The following is a 15,430-nucleotide window of genomic DNA, read 5'->3' on the forward strand; positions in this document are numbered from 1 at the left end:
TACAAAAATAAGGAAGAGGGTTATTAGCTGTATTTGTTTTCATTAAAGCTATTAAACCAGGAACATGGAAATCCAAATCATAATTAGTGTCATGACTTTACAATAGAAATAAGCCCTCTCCTTTAAAAGGACTCACTATCTTTCTTCGAGTTTCAGCTATTAATATATCTTCAAAACAATGAGTGGCTCATGCCTACTAAACCAGCAGATAATAAGAAAATCGCAAGCGCCGAACAAACTGGCAGGTCGCGTTCTTTCGATAAAGGAAACACGGTGAGTGTAAGCGAACTGATGTTGACTGATTGTAAGGAGGAGACCTGAAATTTGATAGGCGATAGGTCGCTTGCGCTAAGTATTTTTATAAATGGAAAATATATACTTTCTTATCTTTCAAAAAAAAACCACCTTTCTGCAGTCATCTGCAGAAAAAGTGGTCATTGGTTTGAAAATGAAAGTTACACCATTTTCACTCAAACATATGTATGAAGGATTTTCCTTTTAAATCGCTCTAAAAGTTAAATTCATTCATGAAAATGGCGTCACTCGGATGAAGAGCTTAAGATAAAAACATGCACTTGTAGTGGCTTATTTTCCACCTTGTTTGTTCATGGCATTCATCATTTGATTAATTTTCTTTTGTGATGGCTTCTGGCCCATTTGCATCATCATCATTTTCAACATTTGTTCATTAATTGGCGGATTTTTCTTTAGATAGTTCATCATATATTTACGAGCTATGAAAAATCCTAGAGCTACACCAGCAAGCAATGCTAATATACCAACTAGAATATACACCCACATAAAACTTCCTCCTTCGTGTTGTCTATCATACATTGTACTAGACCAAAGGATATTATACAATATTTGCTTTGCATTTTCTCTTATTTAGACGAATTTTCTTTCTTTAATTGGTTTAAGCCATCCAAATCTATTATGAGGTAGATCAATTGCTAAATATGAGGTGGCACTTTTTCGTAAAATTTCAAAAAAAACGGTTTCTGCTTCATAGTTTCCTGAGGCTTCTAATATGAGGTGGCGATTGAAAACCTCTAGCTTTGCTTTGCTTCTTTTCTCCGTAATAAAGTAGGTATGCTCGTCCAATATTACTTCTTGTTTTCTAACTAAATCTTGATATATTTCTTCTTGAACTTTTTTCTTAGGGATTGATTTTGTAATAAAACAGATTTGCCTTTCAAGAATCGTTTGGAATTCACCATTTGATCGGTCATATTCCTGAAATAGTCGAAAAAACAATTGTTCTCTTCCGAAATAATGAGACGCGAATTCCTCTTCAATTAAGTACACCTGATAAGTTCTCATCCGTCTCCTCCTTTCAGGACAATCTATTTCTTCAAGTATACAAGATATATATAAAATATTCTGTCTTTTGATGTCATAAAACCACACTTTTTTTGTCGAAATTTGATTAGTACTTATAAAAAAACTTTTTTTCGCATCAGAAAAGTAGACATAATAAAAGGGAAGAATGCAAGCATTCTTCCCTGACACTTTTATACTTCTAGTAAAGCTTTTACTTTTGCAACGACATTATCAACTGTAAACCCGTACTCTTCAATGACCTTATTCCCCGGTGCAGATGCTCCGAATTGATCAATTGCTAATACATCGCCTTCAGTACCAGTATAACGATGCCAGCCAAACGAGCTGCCCATTTCAACTGCTAGTCGTTTAGTTACAGCTTTAGGTAATACACTGTTTTTATACTCTTGTGTTTGTTTTTCGAAGCGACTCCAGTCAGGCATACTAATAACAGAAGCATGGATGCCTTCTTTAAGCAGAGCTTTCTGAGCTTTTATAACCAACTCAACTTCTGATCCAGTAGCAAGTAAAAGAACATCTGCCTTGTCTTTTTCTACTGGAGAGATAACGTATGCCCCTTTTGAAACACCGTCATAGGCAAGACGATCTGTTCCTTCAATTGTTGCAATATCTTGTCTTGTCAAAACTAAAGCTGTTGGCTGATCGGTTGATTCAATCGCAACTTTCCATGCCGCAGCCGTTTCATTCCCATCAGCTGGACGGATAACTGATAAATGAGGCATCGCTCTTAGAGCAGCTAATTGCTCAACTGGCTCATGTGTTGGACCATCTTCGCCAACTGCAATACTGTCATGTGTAAATACATAAGTGACAGGCAGCTTCATTAATGCAGCCAAACGAATCGCAGGTCGTAAGTAATCAGAGAACACAAAGAATGTACCGCCAAATACTTTTAGGCCTCCATGAAGAGCCATACCATTTAGTGCAGCACCCATGGCAAATTCCCGAACGCCAAACCAAATATTGCGTCCATCGAAAGATTCTGGGATAAAGTCGCTTGTACCTTTAATCATTGTTTTATTTGATCCAGCAAGGTCAGCAGATCCGCCAAAGAACGTTGGAAGATTCTTGGCAATACTATTTAATACTTCTCCAGATGAGGCACGCGTTGCCAAACTTTTCCCTTCTTCATATACAGGAATTTCTTGCTCCCAACCTTGTGGAAGTTCTCCTTGTATTGCTTGTTCCAGCTGGATACCAAGCTCTGGGTATTGAGCTTTATATTGTGAAAATAGTTGCTGCCATTCTGCTTCTTTCGTTTGTCCGTGTTCAGCTACTTCTTTTTTAAATTGGTCATAAACTTCTTCAGGTACATGGAAATCCTCTTCAAAAGTCCATTTATATTCAGCTTTAGTTAATTTTAACTCGTCCGATCCTAAAGGTGATCCATGTGAAGCAGATTTACCAGATTTATTTGGTGAGCCATAACCAATAACCGTTTTCACTTCAATCAATGTTGGATGATTTTCATCTTTACGTGATTGTTCAATCGCTGCAGCAATCTCATCCAGATTGTTTCCGTCTTCAACTCTTATATACTGCCACCCATAAGATTTGAAGCGTTGTTCAACACTTTCCGAGAAAGATCTATCCAGATCACCATCAAGTGAAATATCATTAGAATCATAGAGAACAACTAGCTTTCCTAACTTTAAATGGCCTGCTAATGAAGCAGCTTCGGCAGAAACCCCTTCCATTAGGTCGCCATCTCCGCAAATACTATATGTATAATGGTCAACAACATTAAGGTCTTCTTTATTATAAACCGCTGCTAAATGACGTTCAGCCATCGCCATTCCAACAGCCATTGCAATCCCTTGTCCTAGTGGACCAGTTGTAGCATCAACACCAGCTGTATGGCCATACTCAGGATGGCCTGGCGTTCTGCTTCCCCATTGGCGAAACTGTTTAATATCATCCATCGTTACATCATATCCAGATAAGTGGAGTAAGCTGTATAAAAGCATCGAGCCATGGCCTGCCGATAACACAAATCGATCACGGTTAAACCATGTAGGATTTTTTGGATTATGATTCATATACTTTGTCCATAAAGTATACGCCATCGGAGCAGCTCCCATTGGCATGCCAGGATGGCCTGAGTTCGCTTTCTCTATTGCATCCATTGATAATGTTCGAATCGAGTTAATTGATAGTGCATCTGTTTGGTTAAACATGTATAACATCCTTTCGAAAATAATCGTACATATTAAATATAATGGAGTTGATTAGGATTATACAACCTTAATAATCAAAAATATAAAGAAAAGGCAGTAATCGTTCCACTAACATAGATACTCTGAATGATAAAGAGAGTAAATATGATTAATTAATCATATTTACAAGATTCTCTTACTAATGTTTTAGATTTAAATATAAATACAAAGAAGGGGGAAACAAGCTGTACCTGCTTCCCCCTGATATATTAGTGGAGTGGTTTATTCTGTTCGCGTTTTAATTTATCCGGTGTGACATCATTACCCTCTGGATCAATAATTGTTACACCCTTCAAAGTATTAAACATGGAAGCGCGAAAAGTTTGCAAATATTCTTTTCGAAGTGCAGATTGCTCTTTTGCTTCATCTTCAGATAACCCAGTTGATTTTGATTTATTTGCAAGCGCATTGATACGTGCAAGTTTTTCTTTAGAAAGCATTTTTAAAGCCCCTTTTCTACTTCACTAGAATTAATCAAACTATTCACGTCTAATAATCGTAATAAAGTTTGTTTCCACAACAAATGATGTTAATCACTCTGCGATATGTGTCATAATACTAAAAAAGCAGGAGTTTGACAAGAAAAACACCTCTACTGCAATTCCTGTGACTCTATATATTCCTTATACCTTCTATTAACAGTTGCTTTAGAAATATTATAACCAAATCCCCGCAAAGTAGCAGCAATTTCAGCAAATGTTAGTTTGTTTCTCCTAAGGCGTACAATCTCTTCAATCGGAACCTCTATTCGATCACGACCTGAAGGATTTCCTTGGTTTGATAAATTCTTATGAGGGCGATAGCCATTCTCAACTGCTCTTTTCATCCCTCTTTTTATTTTTACATTATGTAGCTTTCTTTGATATTCCTCTACCATCCCCACGATTTGCAGAACCATGGAGTCAGAATCAGATAATTGCAGCTGCCCATAATGTGAAATGCTATATAATTGGATCCCCTCTTTTATTATACAATGAAGAATGGCAATTTTAGCATTTCCTCTTCCTAAACGAGTTTCATCTTGTATTAAAACCGCATCTACCTGCTCTTCTTTAATAATCGATAGCAATTCTATTATTCCATCCCGATCAAGTTCATATCCGCTCGCTTGCTCTTTTATTATATTGACCACAGTCATCCCATGGTTATTTGCTAGATTAAGCAGCTCTTCCTCTTGACGCTTAAGCGACGATTCCTGTGTTTCCTTAGTTGTACTTACGCGACAATAGATGATCGCTTTCATTTTATTCCCCTTCATTCTATGTTAATTATTCAAAATATGAACTGGCTAGATTTGTTTCATGTGGTCTCGTTTCCTTAACAGGAATAATTAATTCTTCACCAGGATAAATCTTCCCATAAGATACACCATTATTGTTCTCTACCCATTTCACAAACTCTTCAGCAGACAGATCATGCTCATCGCCAAAATACCCTGCCATTTTCCAAATGGAATCACCTTCCCTGACCACAACTTTTACAAATTCATCTTGATTAGGAACTTCCGTTTTCAAAGCAAAGAATACAGATAAACCAAAACTTAAAACGACTAGAATGATAGCATATGAATAAGAATCCCACAATTTTTTCATGTTCAGCACCCCTGATTAAGAATATACGTTCGTATTTGTTGATTTTATTATAATACGAACATTTGTTTCTTGTCAACGATTATTCGAACTTATGTTTGTATACAATTTGAATAGATGATATAATAAAAACAAAGATTTTAACAAAGGTGCGTGAGAGTATGAAATTATCTAAAAGGCAGCAGGATATACTAGAATTCATTAAAGGCGAGGTTAGAACAAAGGGTTATCCACCTTCTGTTCGTGAAATCGGAGAAGCTGTCGGACTTGCTTCCAGCTCAACTGTTCATGGACATCTTGCCCGTTTGGAAAGCAAAGGGCTAATTAGACGTGACCCTACTAAACCGCGTGCAATTGAGATACTAGATTTAGAGGATGCAAATAATCACCCTAAAGTCCAATCAATCAGCGTACCGATTATTGGCAAGGTAACAGCAGGACAGCCGATTACTGCCATTGAAAATGTTGAAGAATACTTCCCATTGCCCGAACGACTAGCCCCTGCTGATGAACATGTTTTCATGCTGGAAATTATGGGAGAAAGTATGATAGAAGCTGGAATTCTTGATGGAGACTATGTCATAGTTAAACAGCAAAGTACCGCTAATAATGGTGACATCGTTGTAGCAATGACTGAAGACGATGAGGCAACTGTCAAGCGCTTCTTTAAGGAAAAAGATTATGTAAGATTACAGCCTGAAAACTCTAATATGGAACCGATTATCCTGAGAAATGTATCAATACTTGGTAAAGTCATTGGTGTTTACCGTCAAATACACTAAAACTAATTTGTGAATGCTCTTCTTCATTAGAACCAAACATGTGATATAACTAAAATAACGGATGCTATAGTTAATGAATGAAGCAAAAAATCTTGGAAAAAGCAGGCTAAGAATATTGCCTGCTTTTTTATTGGGAATATCTTCTTATTTCTGAAAATTCGGTATATTTATTCATTCTTTTTTGTTCTTTTAGCTATATAATAGGTAATACACCGAGAATCAACCTAAGGTCGCTTTTCAAAAATCTCGACTTTAGGAGTGTGAAGAACAAATGTTATTGAACATTACCTTCGCTGCTTTGATTGGTGGACTTGTCGGTGCTGCAGGACATATTCAAAAAGTTGGTAAGTTGATTCGGCCAAGGGTAACGAAAAGATTCATTTATCTCGGTTTTTTAGAAGATGTATTAATGGGGGGCCTTGCATCTATTTTTTTAGTTATCACTGCAAATCCAGATTCTCCGATTGCCATATTTATTCTCTCGATTGTAGCTGGATTTGGAGGAGAGGCAATTTTAAGGTGTTTGGATCTGTTAAAGGTAAAACAGAAAGATGATCAATAACCCCACTTTATGCCGTTCATTTGAACGGTTTTTTATTTTTGGGGAGATTATGAGAAGGTAACCAAGAATAATGTAACCACACACAAAACTCTTATATTATTGAGAGAAAATTTAAATCTGTATCTTATGTGGACTATATCGATCCAATGTTCAATCTTTTTCAGTTGTAAATAAAAACAGGTTAAATATGAGAAATGAAAATAACTATATAAATAAGATGTACTTAAGAGCCTAGCAGTTTAGCCAGATGATCATCAGAACACAATTGAACTTATTTTTTGCACTTTCGGGTCAGCTGATGTCTCATCCATCCATTTAATAATGCAATTTCTTAGAGCCTCTTACAAAGTGCCAACATTCCTTAGGTCTGATGGCATTAGGAAGTAGCCTCCGAAGATGACACACACCTCATTGCAATCATTGGTCGGTCTTTTACACAGTAATTTGGCTTAAATATTTTATCATATAACAAATTAAGCACTTGCACATACGGTTGGCTTGATCCACAACAAGTTAAAGAAACTCTCGCACCTCTTACAGATGAGATGATCGGTATTGGCCCTACTATTGGGTTTTGCTAGATATGAAGTAAAACAGTAACATTTACTTCCGAGTCAACTCAATATAATAGCCTACATTTCCTAGCAATGGAAACAGAATTATAGGAGATATTAATAAATGATGAAAGGCGCTCTAATCTAATCAGAGCGCCTTTTGTTTAAATTAGTAAAAAAATCTCCCATTACCATTGCCGTCATTATACCGTCTATTTCTTCCCCGGCCAATATTCTCATTCTCTTCAACAGTTTCATAAACATCTCTCTCGGATACTGGGAAGGAATGCCGATTTCTTACAATGGTTTTATGAACGTTGATTACTTCAGTCGGATGAACATACTTAACATTCCGATGGTTTGTTCTTGTATTCACAACAGTTTTTGTAGGACAAACAATTACTTCCTCTCTGCTCGGACGATTCCTTCCTCCGTTGTTACAACCACAACCTGAACTACCCATAAAAAATATCCACCTTTCTAGAAAATTTGATTTACAAAGTATATTATGATTAGATAAGACAGGCTGTTCTAGTCGATATTATTATTTTTGCTAGATTTGCTCAATCGACTAGGAAAATCTATCCATTTATATGACTTTCATCTATTAATATTCTAAAGATTTGGATAGGTAGATTTTTAACTATCAGTGTTATGCTCTGATAAATTTACAATTAATAGATGAATGACAAGTGTTTTATTTTCATTTAACCAGTCTTAGTATCAGTGTCCACATCGGGGAGTCATTGAAAATTTCATACAAGGTAGCTAAATGCATATAGCCTTGAAGTTTACTGTCCACCTTTCCCCTTAATTTGGATATAGAAATTTCAGGATGTTCTATACCCTTTATACCAAAGGATCCAATCAAGTACATTTTTATTGAGTTAGCGCCTAAATTATCCTTTTTTTAAAAATAGCAGGCATCTCCCCACTTCTTCCAAGGCGTCTCTAAACAATGGATATAATATTTTAGTAGGATCTTCTACCTTTTTATCAAGTGTTTTAACATAGTTTGTCATGTGTTGAATTTCTTTTTCAATAAACGAGTTAATCACATCAATTCTAGGTTCTAAATCTAATTCTTCTCCACTGATTTTTCTTTCAAGTATCTTGGTAATTTCCTGTTTTACTTCACCTTCAAGTACAATGTCATTCAAAAGTTTCGGCAATTCTAATGAGCAATTGTATAGTACTTTTCAATCCATTTACATGCTAGAATTGGCTTTAAAACATAGAATTATTTCTTTATCTTTACATTGTCACTTTGCAAATACTCTCTATTATTACCTTTAGCCATATTCAGATTGTGATACAAAGCAGTCGGCTTATAAACTGATTCACTAATCTCTTTCATTTTATCCACTATTGAGAACGCTTAGTATACCATTCCAGAGTTTAACCATTCATGCAACGGAGGATTTGATTTTCTATACAGTCGCAGTGCTTTTGTTAGTTCCCATCCATTGATTTGTTTCTCTAAAACCTGAACTTAATGTAATTTCACTTTCACATACGAATATTGATATCTATAGTAGGAGAAAATATATTTATAAAAATTATTTGCAGACAGTTTTGATAAATGAGGTAAAACATGAATAAAAATAATACTGCGTTATTAATAATTGATTTTCAAATTGGGTCTTTTCACAAAAAGAAATCGTTGTTTAAAAGCAATGAATTATTAAAAAATATTCAAACACTAATTACACAAGCACGTATAAAGAATATTCCAATCTTTCTCACTAAACACAATGGTAAACAAGGTAGTTGTAATCAAAAAGGAATGCCTGGTTGGTCTATTCATCCATCCATCCAGCTTACTGGAGATGAAGTCATTATCGAAAAAGATTTTCCAGATTCATTTCAGCAAACAGACCTAGAATCACATTTAGCATCTAAGAATATAAATCATATTGTTATTGCTGGAATTCAATCGGAAATATGCGTAGATGCTACCTGCCGTCAAGCATTTAGCAAAGGTTTTGAAGTAACTATTGTTGAGGACGGCCATAGTACATTTAATTCCAACAATTTAACTGCCGATCAAATAATTAATCACCACAATGAAATATTTAAAAAATGGTTTTCCTCACTATTAAATTCAAATCATTTTTAGTTTATGATCATACGTTTTGTTTCCATTCTCCTTATACATTGGATCTTGCCTCTAATGCAATATATACCTTGTGGTCAAGACATCTTGGATATAATATATCCAGCTTATTTGCCCTAATATTGAACCAATTGAGAGGCAACTGTTTCCGTTCAGTTTCATACTTTCTATAAAACTTATTAATCTTATGTTTTTACAACTATTTTTTTCCAATTACACCTTTGTCCCTTTCAAAAGCTGCTGACAAGCATAGCCTGATATTAGAACGCTATAAGGAGGTGTCTTATTATGTCAGGGTACTCAGGTGGCGGTTATGGTCATGGTTCTAGCTTTGCGCTTATTGTTGTTTTATTTATTCTGCTTATTATTATTGGTGCAACATTCATGGGCGGAGGATATTAAAACATAACTTGAAAAAAGTTAATTTCATCATCCAAAATTAGGAAGCACACGAGCCCTGTGCTTTCTTTTTTTACTTAATACTAATTTAATCAAAAACAACAAGCCCCTTTACGTATTTATTTTCCTGATGATAACCAGCCTATTTGAAATGTCTCCAGAATTATTTAAATAAATTAATTCAAATGGCTTGCGCCTTAAACAAATAATTCATCCCAACCAGCCCCTTAACCATCTATAAGGAGATGGGATTATACGTAACCGCGGAAAAGTGAAATGGCAAGGCGCATTTTTCATGTCGGAACATGTGATGTTGCTTAATGATATTCAAATTGATGCCAACAAAACATCTAAACCCAACTCGATAAATAACTATTAGAAGACATACAAATCGTTATTATGGCGTCTCTTTCACTAATACATTGCCCTTTAAGATATCTACTTGGGAAAATGGTTTTACTAATCATATGACTGCCGTTGTAGATACTTTAGATATGCTAAAGAAAGAAATTAGAGTGGAAATTCATAACAGAATTGAAGCGATTTGAAAATGATTATTATCATGCTAAACGAAAGGGTACTAAGTATGAATACCCCTAGGCAGAAATAAGAAGTAAAAATATTATTGCAGGGAATCAAACCTTAACGAAAAATCATTAACCTTAAACTGCATATATGTTGTAGCCTTCTCAAATTTTATTTTAATAGCTCCAACATACAGCAATGAAATAATAATACCAAGGATAATTGCAAGAGGATCATTCATTATATCAACCCACTTTATTTTTAGTAATTATATTTTATATATCCAAATGCTTTTATTGATTCTCACTGAAAAATAAAAAGGCAGCTTTGTTAGCTACCTTTGCTTAGATTAAATTACATATCACATTCTCTATCTTTATTAAATAAAAAAGTGATGAGTTTTGGAATTTTGTTGGTCAAGTTTTATCATTTTTTATTAAGAACTTTTTTACTTAAATAAATATTACCTAGGAACTATCACGTCGTTTAGAGCAAAACATATAGTAAGTACAGAAGTCCAAAACTTTTCTATGAACAGGAGTGTTAGGGTAATGTACAGTAATTACAGACAACATCAAAATCCAAATTATTATCATCAACAAGAGATAAATCAAAATTACTATGTCAACAATCAACAGGATAATAGCCTTAAGCAACAAACACTTCACACAATTAGCCCAGCAATTAAACATGGTTTGCGTGAAGCTCAACAGCTTGGTTTTCAGCATGCATTAACAGAAGCTGTTGCAATCGGTTACTTAATGGGAAAGGGTTATAATTATGAAACAGCTTGGCAATTCGTTGAATCTTGGTGGAGACCACAAGGCACCCCGCTACCTCCGCAATATTAACATTAACCACCTTTCTGATTTGAGCCTCCTTCGGCTCTTTTTTTTACCAATTCACACCCAATTACATAGAATATTTTGTTGCAATTGCCTTGTAATCAATTTTTAACTTTTGTTTCCTCAAATTTACACTTATCACTTTTAACACCTTCATAAATTTCTTGAATTTTTTCTTTTTCAAAGTTCATACTAAACGTTAGTAATATTTGGAGGAGATTTAATGCTATCTACCGCCCTTAGTAACTTAGATCTTGTATTCTTTGATAATTCCTTACTGTTTTACAAAAGTTAAAAAAATTAAAAAACAGAAAGGATTTATATAATGAAAAAGCTTGCATGCCTTTACATTTCAGCATTGATTATTTTTTCATTCGCACAAATTGAAGCAAAAGCTGAGACAAAAACTGAAGTCCTCCGCAAGGTCAACCTCCGACTATAATGGAGTTAGCATTTTTAAGAAGTCTTGGAGGTACCATCGTCAAGGTTATGGATGAAAAAGGCGATAAACAACTCTACACTTCTGCTCGAATTGAAAAAATATCTAGGAACATTGAGAACGACACATTCGATATTGCATTAAGAGTAGTTGGTTATGAAGGCCCAATAAATCCACCTTACAAACTAATTCGAATCACCCTTCGTATACCTGGCGAAGGCTGCTCTGAATACTAAATAAAGGCTTATTCAAGCAAATTTATTTCAAGCGAAGAATTTGATAAACTAAGCAAAAATACTGGTTATTAGTAATTCAAAATAACGACACATAATAATTCTTTTGTTTGCCCCCTGTTTTTTAGCACTCTAAACAATAAGGTTCGGTTTCTAAGAACACATTTGAAATACACGAAAGAAATGTAAGGAATCATATTCTCTCCTATTTTAAAAACATCGTACATAAAGACATCAAACCCTTAATGTATCAAAAATTCATTAATTATCTATCCGATTCTGAGTGTAGCAAGCGAACAGTCAAAATTATACACGGGACGATGTACAATGCTCTTGAAAAAGTTGTGAACCTTGGTAAAATCCAAAGGAACCCATGTGCTGAATGACTATTTAGGGCAAAATAAATAAAAAGAAATAATTTATTGAATTAGAGCACATTTCAAACTTCCAAAAGCACATACGAGTATGGTTATGTATATTGGATTTTTTATAAGGTTCTCATTAAAACTGGTATGAGAAAAGGTGAATCAGCTGCGATTCAATGGACTGATGTTAATCTAAAAGATAAACCAATAAGAATTAACAAATTCTTAGATTTTAAGGAGCAGTCAATTGATAAGGATAAAATTTTTGGTGATGTTAAGTCTTATCATTCCAAGCGAACAATTACAATTAGCCAAGCATGAATGATTTAAGTTTTCACAAGAAATATCAGAATCAAAAAAAACAGCCCTCAATGACGATTATCACTTCGATATCAATTTGGTTCTAGGCCGAAATGATGGAAATAATATACCTGAATCAAGCTTGTTTAATTCCTTTTCAAGAATCATAAAAAAATGCGTACTACCTCCTTTGCCTATTCATTCATTAAGACATACACAGAATACACGTCTGCAGTAACTTGGATACTTCCATGCACAAGACGTTCTTATATATTTCATTTCAGTCCAGCCTCCAACAGTAGTACCGCATATATTAGTAAAACAATTGAACAAGATAGAATAAACAAGTTCTATGAGAACATAAAAATCTTCCTCGGATAATTGATGTGCCAAGGCTTCTGATCATTAATACATTGTCAAGTATTGCTCGTGCTCCCATGGGTGAACTTGTGTGCGGAACATATATTATAGAAGAAACTAGAATCAAAATAAGATAAAAATGCTTATTTAATAATGTTTTTAAAATTTTTTTCATCAAAATAAATCAAATAGAATCAATCAAAATCGAGCAAAAATCGGGCAGTTATCCGGCGTTTTTTATTATAATATCTCATAAGGAATTCCCTCACACAACTTTGAGAATTCCTTTTTTCTTTTTTCCGAATTTGTAAAGATCGATAACTTTGGCATCAAACCACAATGATTTTTAATATCCTTCCACATTGGTGAATGAAACAGCAATAAAAATAGCATTGGAAATCAGTAAGTATGGAGGGGTGTTATATCTCTTTTGGAATGATTTCAATTGGAGTAGCTGGTGGAAGCTTAATTATAGTATCGGCATTAGATGCCTATGGTTTTAAATGAAATTGGGTCCATCTTTTATCACCCTTTCGACAGTGTCTAGTACAGTGTATGGGCGAATGACTATAAACTTTCCTGTCTATCACAACTTATTTGTGCAAAAATGGTAAATGTTTTTGTGAAAGGAATTCATTAATTGTACAGAGAAAGTATATTATGGTGGTGATGAATGTGGTCGTTAATAATCTTGGAGAATTAATCAAGAATTCTCCTTATAAAAGATCTTATATTGAAAAATATATGAAGGTATCAAGGAACACTCTGTCTAATTGGTGTACAAGTAAAACGTACCCATCTGTTTCACAAATTCTAATACTTTGTGAACTATTGAATGTAAATTTCGAAGATATATATAAACTAAGGAAGGAAGATATCTTTTGAAGAAATTTTTTATTATTTTATTAGTTTTATTACTTGTTGGTTGTAGCAATGGAAAGACAGAGGTAAACTCTAAATCTGAAAACGAAGAGATTGCAGTTATTGACCAATTACCTGATTTCCCTATGCCTTTAAATTATTTCATATATGAATTTAATAAAATGGAAGATTAATATTATTCTTTAAATACTCTTTTTTCCTCAAATGATTTAGAGTTTGAAGAATTTAATGAAGATGGAGCTTTATATAAAAATCTTATTATCGATGACACAAGTAATTTACAAGCTGTTTTTTCTTATAACAAAAAGTTCAAAAGGATTATGTTTAATAACACAGGAGAGCTAAATGAATCTAACGCAACAGCGTTAATCAATGTTTTTCGACCATTAAATCTGGATGAGAACTATATTCATGATTTTATTGAGAGTGGAGAAGCAAGCATGGAGATAACTGTCGATGGTTATAACGTAAGTTTCCTATTTGAACGGTCATTGGAATACTTAAATGTTGCATTTGATGGAGAACAAAAATAACCGTCTCCTAAGAGGCTTTTTTTAATATCCTTAATGTTCTTGGCTGCCCTTCTTCCCAGCATACGAAACCATTCTTCTTTAACCAATGTAGTATTGCACTCACTATGAAAGAGGAAGCAAGCCCTAATACATTTGCTAATTCTCTATATGAAGGAGAATAATTGTTTTCATTTACATAATTGAAAACAGCATCCAAAGTCTCTTTTTTTCTCTTGATAAGTTTGTTATGCATGACTGACCCCATACCCATCAAGCTATCAACGTACATTACTAGATATTAATGTTTCTTGTTTAAAATATCCAGTAGTGGAAAATTGTTTTGCTAGGCAGCTTGACTATTATTACAATAAAAAGCCGGATTAACATTCCCTCCCGCCAAATTTCTTCTTTGAAAATCATTTCTATTTTCATCACTTGATAGAAATAACCAATAATTTTTTCCCTATAGATATTTTATAAAATGAATTTACTGGATAAGGTTTACTTGCTGGAACCAATATAAATCGCGAGGATAATACATATGAAGAGACAATACAGACACATTTCCCACTTGAAAAATTTGTGCGTATCAAAAGTTTGACCGCTGCTCTTTACTTATGCTTATGCTCCTTAAAAGGATTGGAGTACTCTTGTAAACATTCGTGTAGCATCTCGGACAATATATCTGGTTAAAATCATGAAGTAATGAAAGTTGAGGCTTATGAATACATTTTCCATCCTTGGATGACCGGATCCGGCAACTGACTCAGAATCGAGAGCCATGGCTCAACGCATCAATCAGTATCTGATTAGTTGGATGGATACGAAGGCGACTTCGCATGATTCGATGGAAGGAATGGAAGATGATTTCGATAAAACAGAAAAACCTGATGGCGCTTGGAGTGCCTCACTTGCGGTCGATTTGACTGAAACAGGCGTATTGGGATCGGAACGTACCGGCGGTTCATCACCGCCTCCTACTTGATTGTTTCACGGTTTTACTGCAAAGCTGTGGTCCTTTATGAATTCGGCTTTTTTAGGTTTGTACCACCTTAGTTTGTGAACTATTTGTTAATGGAGGCATATCCTATTCGTATAAATTACTTCAAAAGTAGGGATAGCGATGAATACGTTTCAAAAATGTAATTCTAAAAAAAGGTGTAAACATAGATGCGGGCCTCAAAGTGAGCGAGGACCTCAAGGTGAGCAAGGACCTCAGGGTGAGCAAGGACCTCAGGGTGAGCAAGGACCTCAGGGTGAACAAGGACCTCAGGGTGAACAAGGACCTCAGGGTGAGCAAGGACCTCAGGGTGAACAAGGACCTCAGGGTGAACAAGGACCTCAGGGTGAACAAGGACCTCAGGGTGAACAAGGACCTCAGGGTGAACAAGGACCTCAGGGTGAACAAGG

Annotated in this window: 22 protein-coding genes and 1 pseudogene; 14 read left to right on the top strand and 9 right to left on the bottom strand. The window is 34.7% G+C overall.

Annotated elements, in window-relative coordinates:
* Positions 1-585: 585 nt before the first annotated feature.
* From J2S17_RS25145 to yneA, 6 genes are all read right to left on the bottom strand, one after another.
* Entirely contained in the window at positions 586-801 is a 216-nt protein-coding gene (locus tag J2S17_RS25145) for a YneF family protein (RefSeq protein ID WP_307479197.1), read from the bottom strand.
* Positions 802-885: 84 nt separating this feature from the next.
* Positions 886-1,320, bottom strand: coding sequence for a sporulation inhibitor of replication protein SirA (gene sirA / locus J2S17_RS25150; RefSeq protein ID WP_307479199.1), 435 nt, complete (start codon positions 1,318-1,320; stop codon positions 886-888).
* A gap of 191 nt (positions 1,321-1,511) precedes the next feature.
* Entirely contained in the window at positions 1,512-3,518 is a 2,007-nt protein-coding gene (tkt, locus tag J2S17_RS25155; RefSeq protein ID WP_307479201.1) for a transketolase, read from the bottom strand.
* Between the two features lie 248 nt (positions 3,519-3,766).
* Positions 3,767-3,997, bottom strand: coding sequence for a DUF896 domain-containing protein (locus J2S17_RS25160; protein ID WP_307479204.1), 231 nt, complete (start codon positions 3,995-3,997; stop codon positions 3,767-3,769).
* A 152-nt stretch (positions 3,998-4,149) separates the two neighbouring features.
* Positions 4,150-4,800, bottom strand: a complete 651-nt coding sequence (locus tag J2S17_RS25165; RefSeq protein ID WP_307479206.1) for a YneB family resolvase-like protein — start codon at positions 4,798-4,800, stop codon at positions 4,150-4,152.
* Between the two features lie 25 nt (positions 4,801-4,825).
* On the bottom strand, positions 4,826-5,149 hold the full coding sequence (gene yneA, locus J2S17_RS25170) for a cell division suppressor protein YneA (protein ID WP_307479209.1): 324 nt from the start codon (positions 5,147-5,149) through the stop codon (positions 4,826-4,828).
* Between the two features lie 158 nt (positions 5,150-5,307).
* Here yneA and lexA point away from each other — a divergent pair, with 158 nt between their 5' ends.
* Positions 5,308-5,928, top strand: coding sequence for a transcriptional repressor LexA (lexA, locus tag J2S17_RS25175; RefSeq protein ID WP_307479212.1), 621 nt, complete (start codon positions 5,308-5,310; stop codon positions 5,926-5,928).
* Positions 5,929-6,199: 271 nt separating this feature from the next.
* Positions 6,200-6,490, top strand: a complete 291-nt coding sequence (locus J2S17_RS25180) for a DUF4257 domain-containing protein (RefSeq protein WP_307479215.1) — start codon at positions 6,200-6,202, stop codon at positions 6,488-6,490.
* A gap of 723 nt (positions 6,491-7,213) precedes the next feature.
* Here the strand turns inward: J2S17_RS25180 and J2S17_RS25185 are convergent.
* Positions 7,214-7,507, bottom strand: coding sequence for a CotD family spore coat protein (locus tag J2S17_RS25185; RefSeq protein WP_307479218.1), 294 nt, complete (start codon positions 7,505-7,507; stop codon positions 7,214-7,216).
* A gap of 436 nt (positions 7,508-7,943) precedes the next feature.
* Positions 7,944-8,515 (bottom strand): annotated as a pseudogene (locus tag J2S17_RS29050) (DNA polymerase beta superfamily protein); the annotation flags it as partial.
* Positions 8,516-8,638: 123 nt separating this feature from the next.
* Between J2S17_RS29050 and J2S17_RS25195 the strand changes: the two are divergent.
* The 10 genes from J2S17_RS25195 to J2S17_RS25235 all read left to right on the top strand — a co-directional run bounded on the left by J2S17_RS25195 (position 8,639) and on the right by J2S17_RS25235 (position 14,041).
* The gene (locus J2S17_RS25195; protein ID WP_307479222.1) at positions 8,639-9,163 is read left to right on the top strand and encodes a cysteine hydrolase family protein; all 525 of its coding nucleotides are present in this window, start codon (positions 8,639-8,641) and stop codon (positions 9,161-9,163) included.
* Positions 9,164-9,448: 285 nt separating this feature from the next.
* Positions 9,449-9,562 carry a YjcZ family sporulation protein gene (locus J2S17_RS25200; RefSeq protein WP_307479223.1) on the top strand — a complete coding sequence of 38 codons (114 nt, stop codon included), beginning with the start codon at positions 9,449-9,451 and terminating at the stop codon, positions 9,560-9,562.
* Between the two features lie 419 nt (positions 9,563-9,981).
* A complete protein-coding gene (locus J2S17_RS25205; RefSeq protein WP_307479224.1) occupies positions 9,982-10,107 on the top strand; it encodes a hypothetical protein in 126 nt (41 codons plus the stop codon).
* 528 nt (positions 10,108-10,635) lie between these two features.
* A complete protein-coding gene (locus tag J2S17_RS25210) occupies positions 10,636-10,935 on the top strand; it encodes a hypothetical protein (protein WP_307479225.1) in 300 nt (99 codons plus the stop codon).
* 435 nt (positions 10,936-11,370) lie between these two features.
* Positions 11,371-11,604 (top strand): hypothetical protein, encoded by a 234-nt coding sequence (locus tag J2S17_RS25215; RefSeq protein WP_307479226.1) that lies wholly within the window; start codon positions 11,371-11,373, stop codon positions 11,602-11,604.
* 194 nt (positions 11,605-11,798) lie between these two features.
* Positions 11,799-11,987 (top strand): phage integrase SAM-like domain-containing protein, encoded by a 189-nt coding sequence (locus J2S17_RS28980; RefSeq protein ID WP_370875125.1) that lies wholly within the window; start codon positions 11,799-11,801, stop codon positions 11,985-11,987.
* Positions 11,988-12,113: 126 nt separating this feature from the next.
* The gene (locus J2S17_RS25220; protein WP_307479229.1) at positions 12,114-12,287 is read left to right on the top strand and encodes a site-specific integrase; all 174 of its coding nucleotides are present in this window, start codon (positions 12,114-12,116) and stop codon (positions 12,285-12,287) included.
* Positions 12,288-13,295: 1,008 nt separating this feature from the next.
* Positions 13,296-13,511, top strand: a complete 216-nt coding sequence (locus J2S17_RS25225; RefSeq protein ID WP_307479232.1) for a helix-turn-helix transcriptional regulator — start codon at positions 13,296-13,298, stop codon at positions 13,509-13,511.
* Complete coding sequence (locus J2S17_RS25230) at positions 13,508-13,681, top strand: hypothetical protein (RefSeq protein WP_307479233.1); 174 nt, start codon at positions 13,508-13,510, stop codon at positions 13,679-13,681. Before J2S17_RS25225 ends, J2S17_RS25230 begins: the two co-directional genes overlap by 4 nt.
* Before the next feature lie 147 nt (positions 13,682-13,828).
* The gene (locus tag J2S17_RS25235; protein ID WP_307479234.1) at positions 13,829-14,041 is read left to right on the top strand and encodes a hypothetical protein; all 213 of its coding nucleotides are present in this window, start codon (positions 13,829-13,831) and stop codon (positions 14,039-14,041) included.
* A gap of 7 nt (positions 14,042-14,048) precedes the next feature.
* Here J2S17_RS25235 and J2S17_RS25240 read toward each other — a convergent pair whose 3' ends face one another.
* Positions 14,049-14,309 carry a LexA family protein gene (locus J2S17_RS25240; protein WP_307479235.1) on the bottom strand — a complete coding sequence of 87 codons (261 nt, stop codon included), beginning with the start codon at positions 14,307-14,309 and terminating at the stop codon, positions 14,049-14,051.
* A 528-nt stretch (positions 14,310-14,837) separates the two neighbouring features.
* Between J2S17_RS25240 and J2S17_RS25245 the strand changes: the two genes are divergently transcribed.
* Together J2S17_RS25245 and J2S17_RS25250 are read left to right on the top strand one after the other, a co-directional pair.
* Complete coding sequence (locus tag J2S17_RS25245; protein WP_307479236.1) at positions 14,838-15,005, top strand: hypothetical protein; 168 nt, start codon at positions 14,838-14,840, stop codon at positions 15,003-15,005.
* Between the two features lie 199 nt (positions 15,006-15,204).
* Positions 15,205-15,430: hypothetical protein (locus J2S17_RS25250; RefSeq protein ID WP_307479237.1), on the top strand; the 226-nt coding region annotated here is incomplete at its 3' end.

The sequence above is a fragment of the Cytobacillus purgationiresistens genome (assembly GCF_030813235.1).
Lineage (GTDB): Bacteria > Bacillota > Bacilli > Bacillales > Cytobacillaceae > Cytobacillus > Cytobacillus purgationiresistens.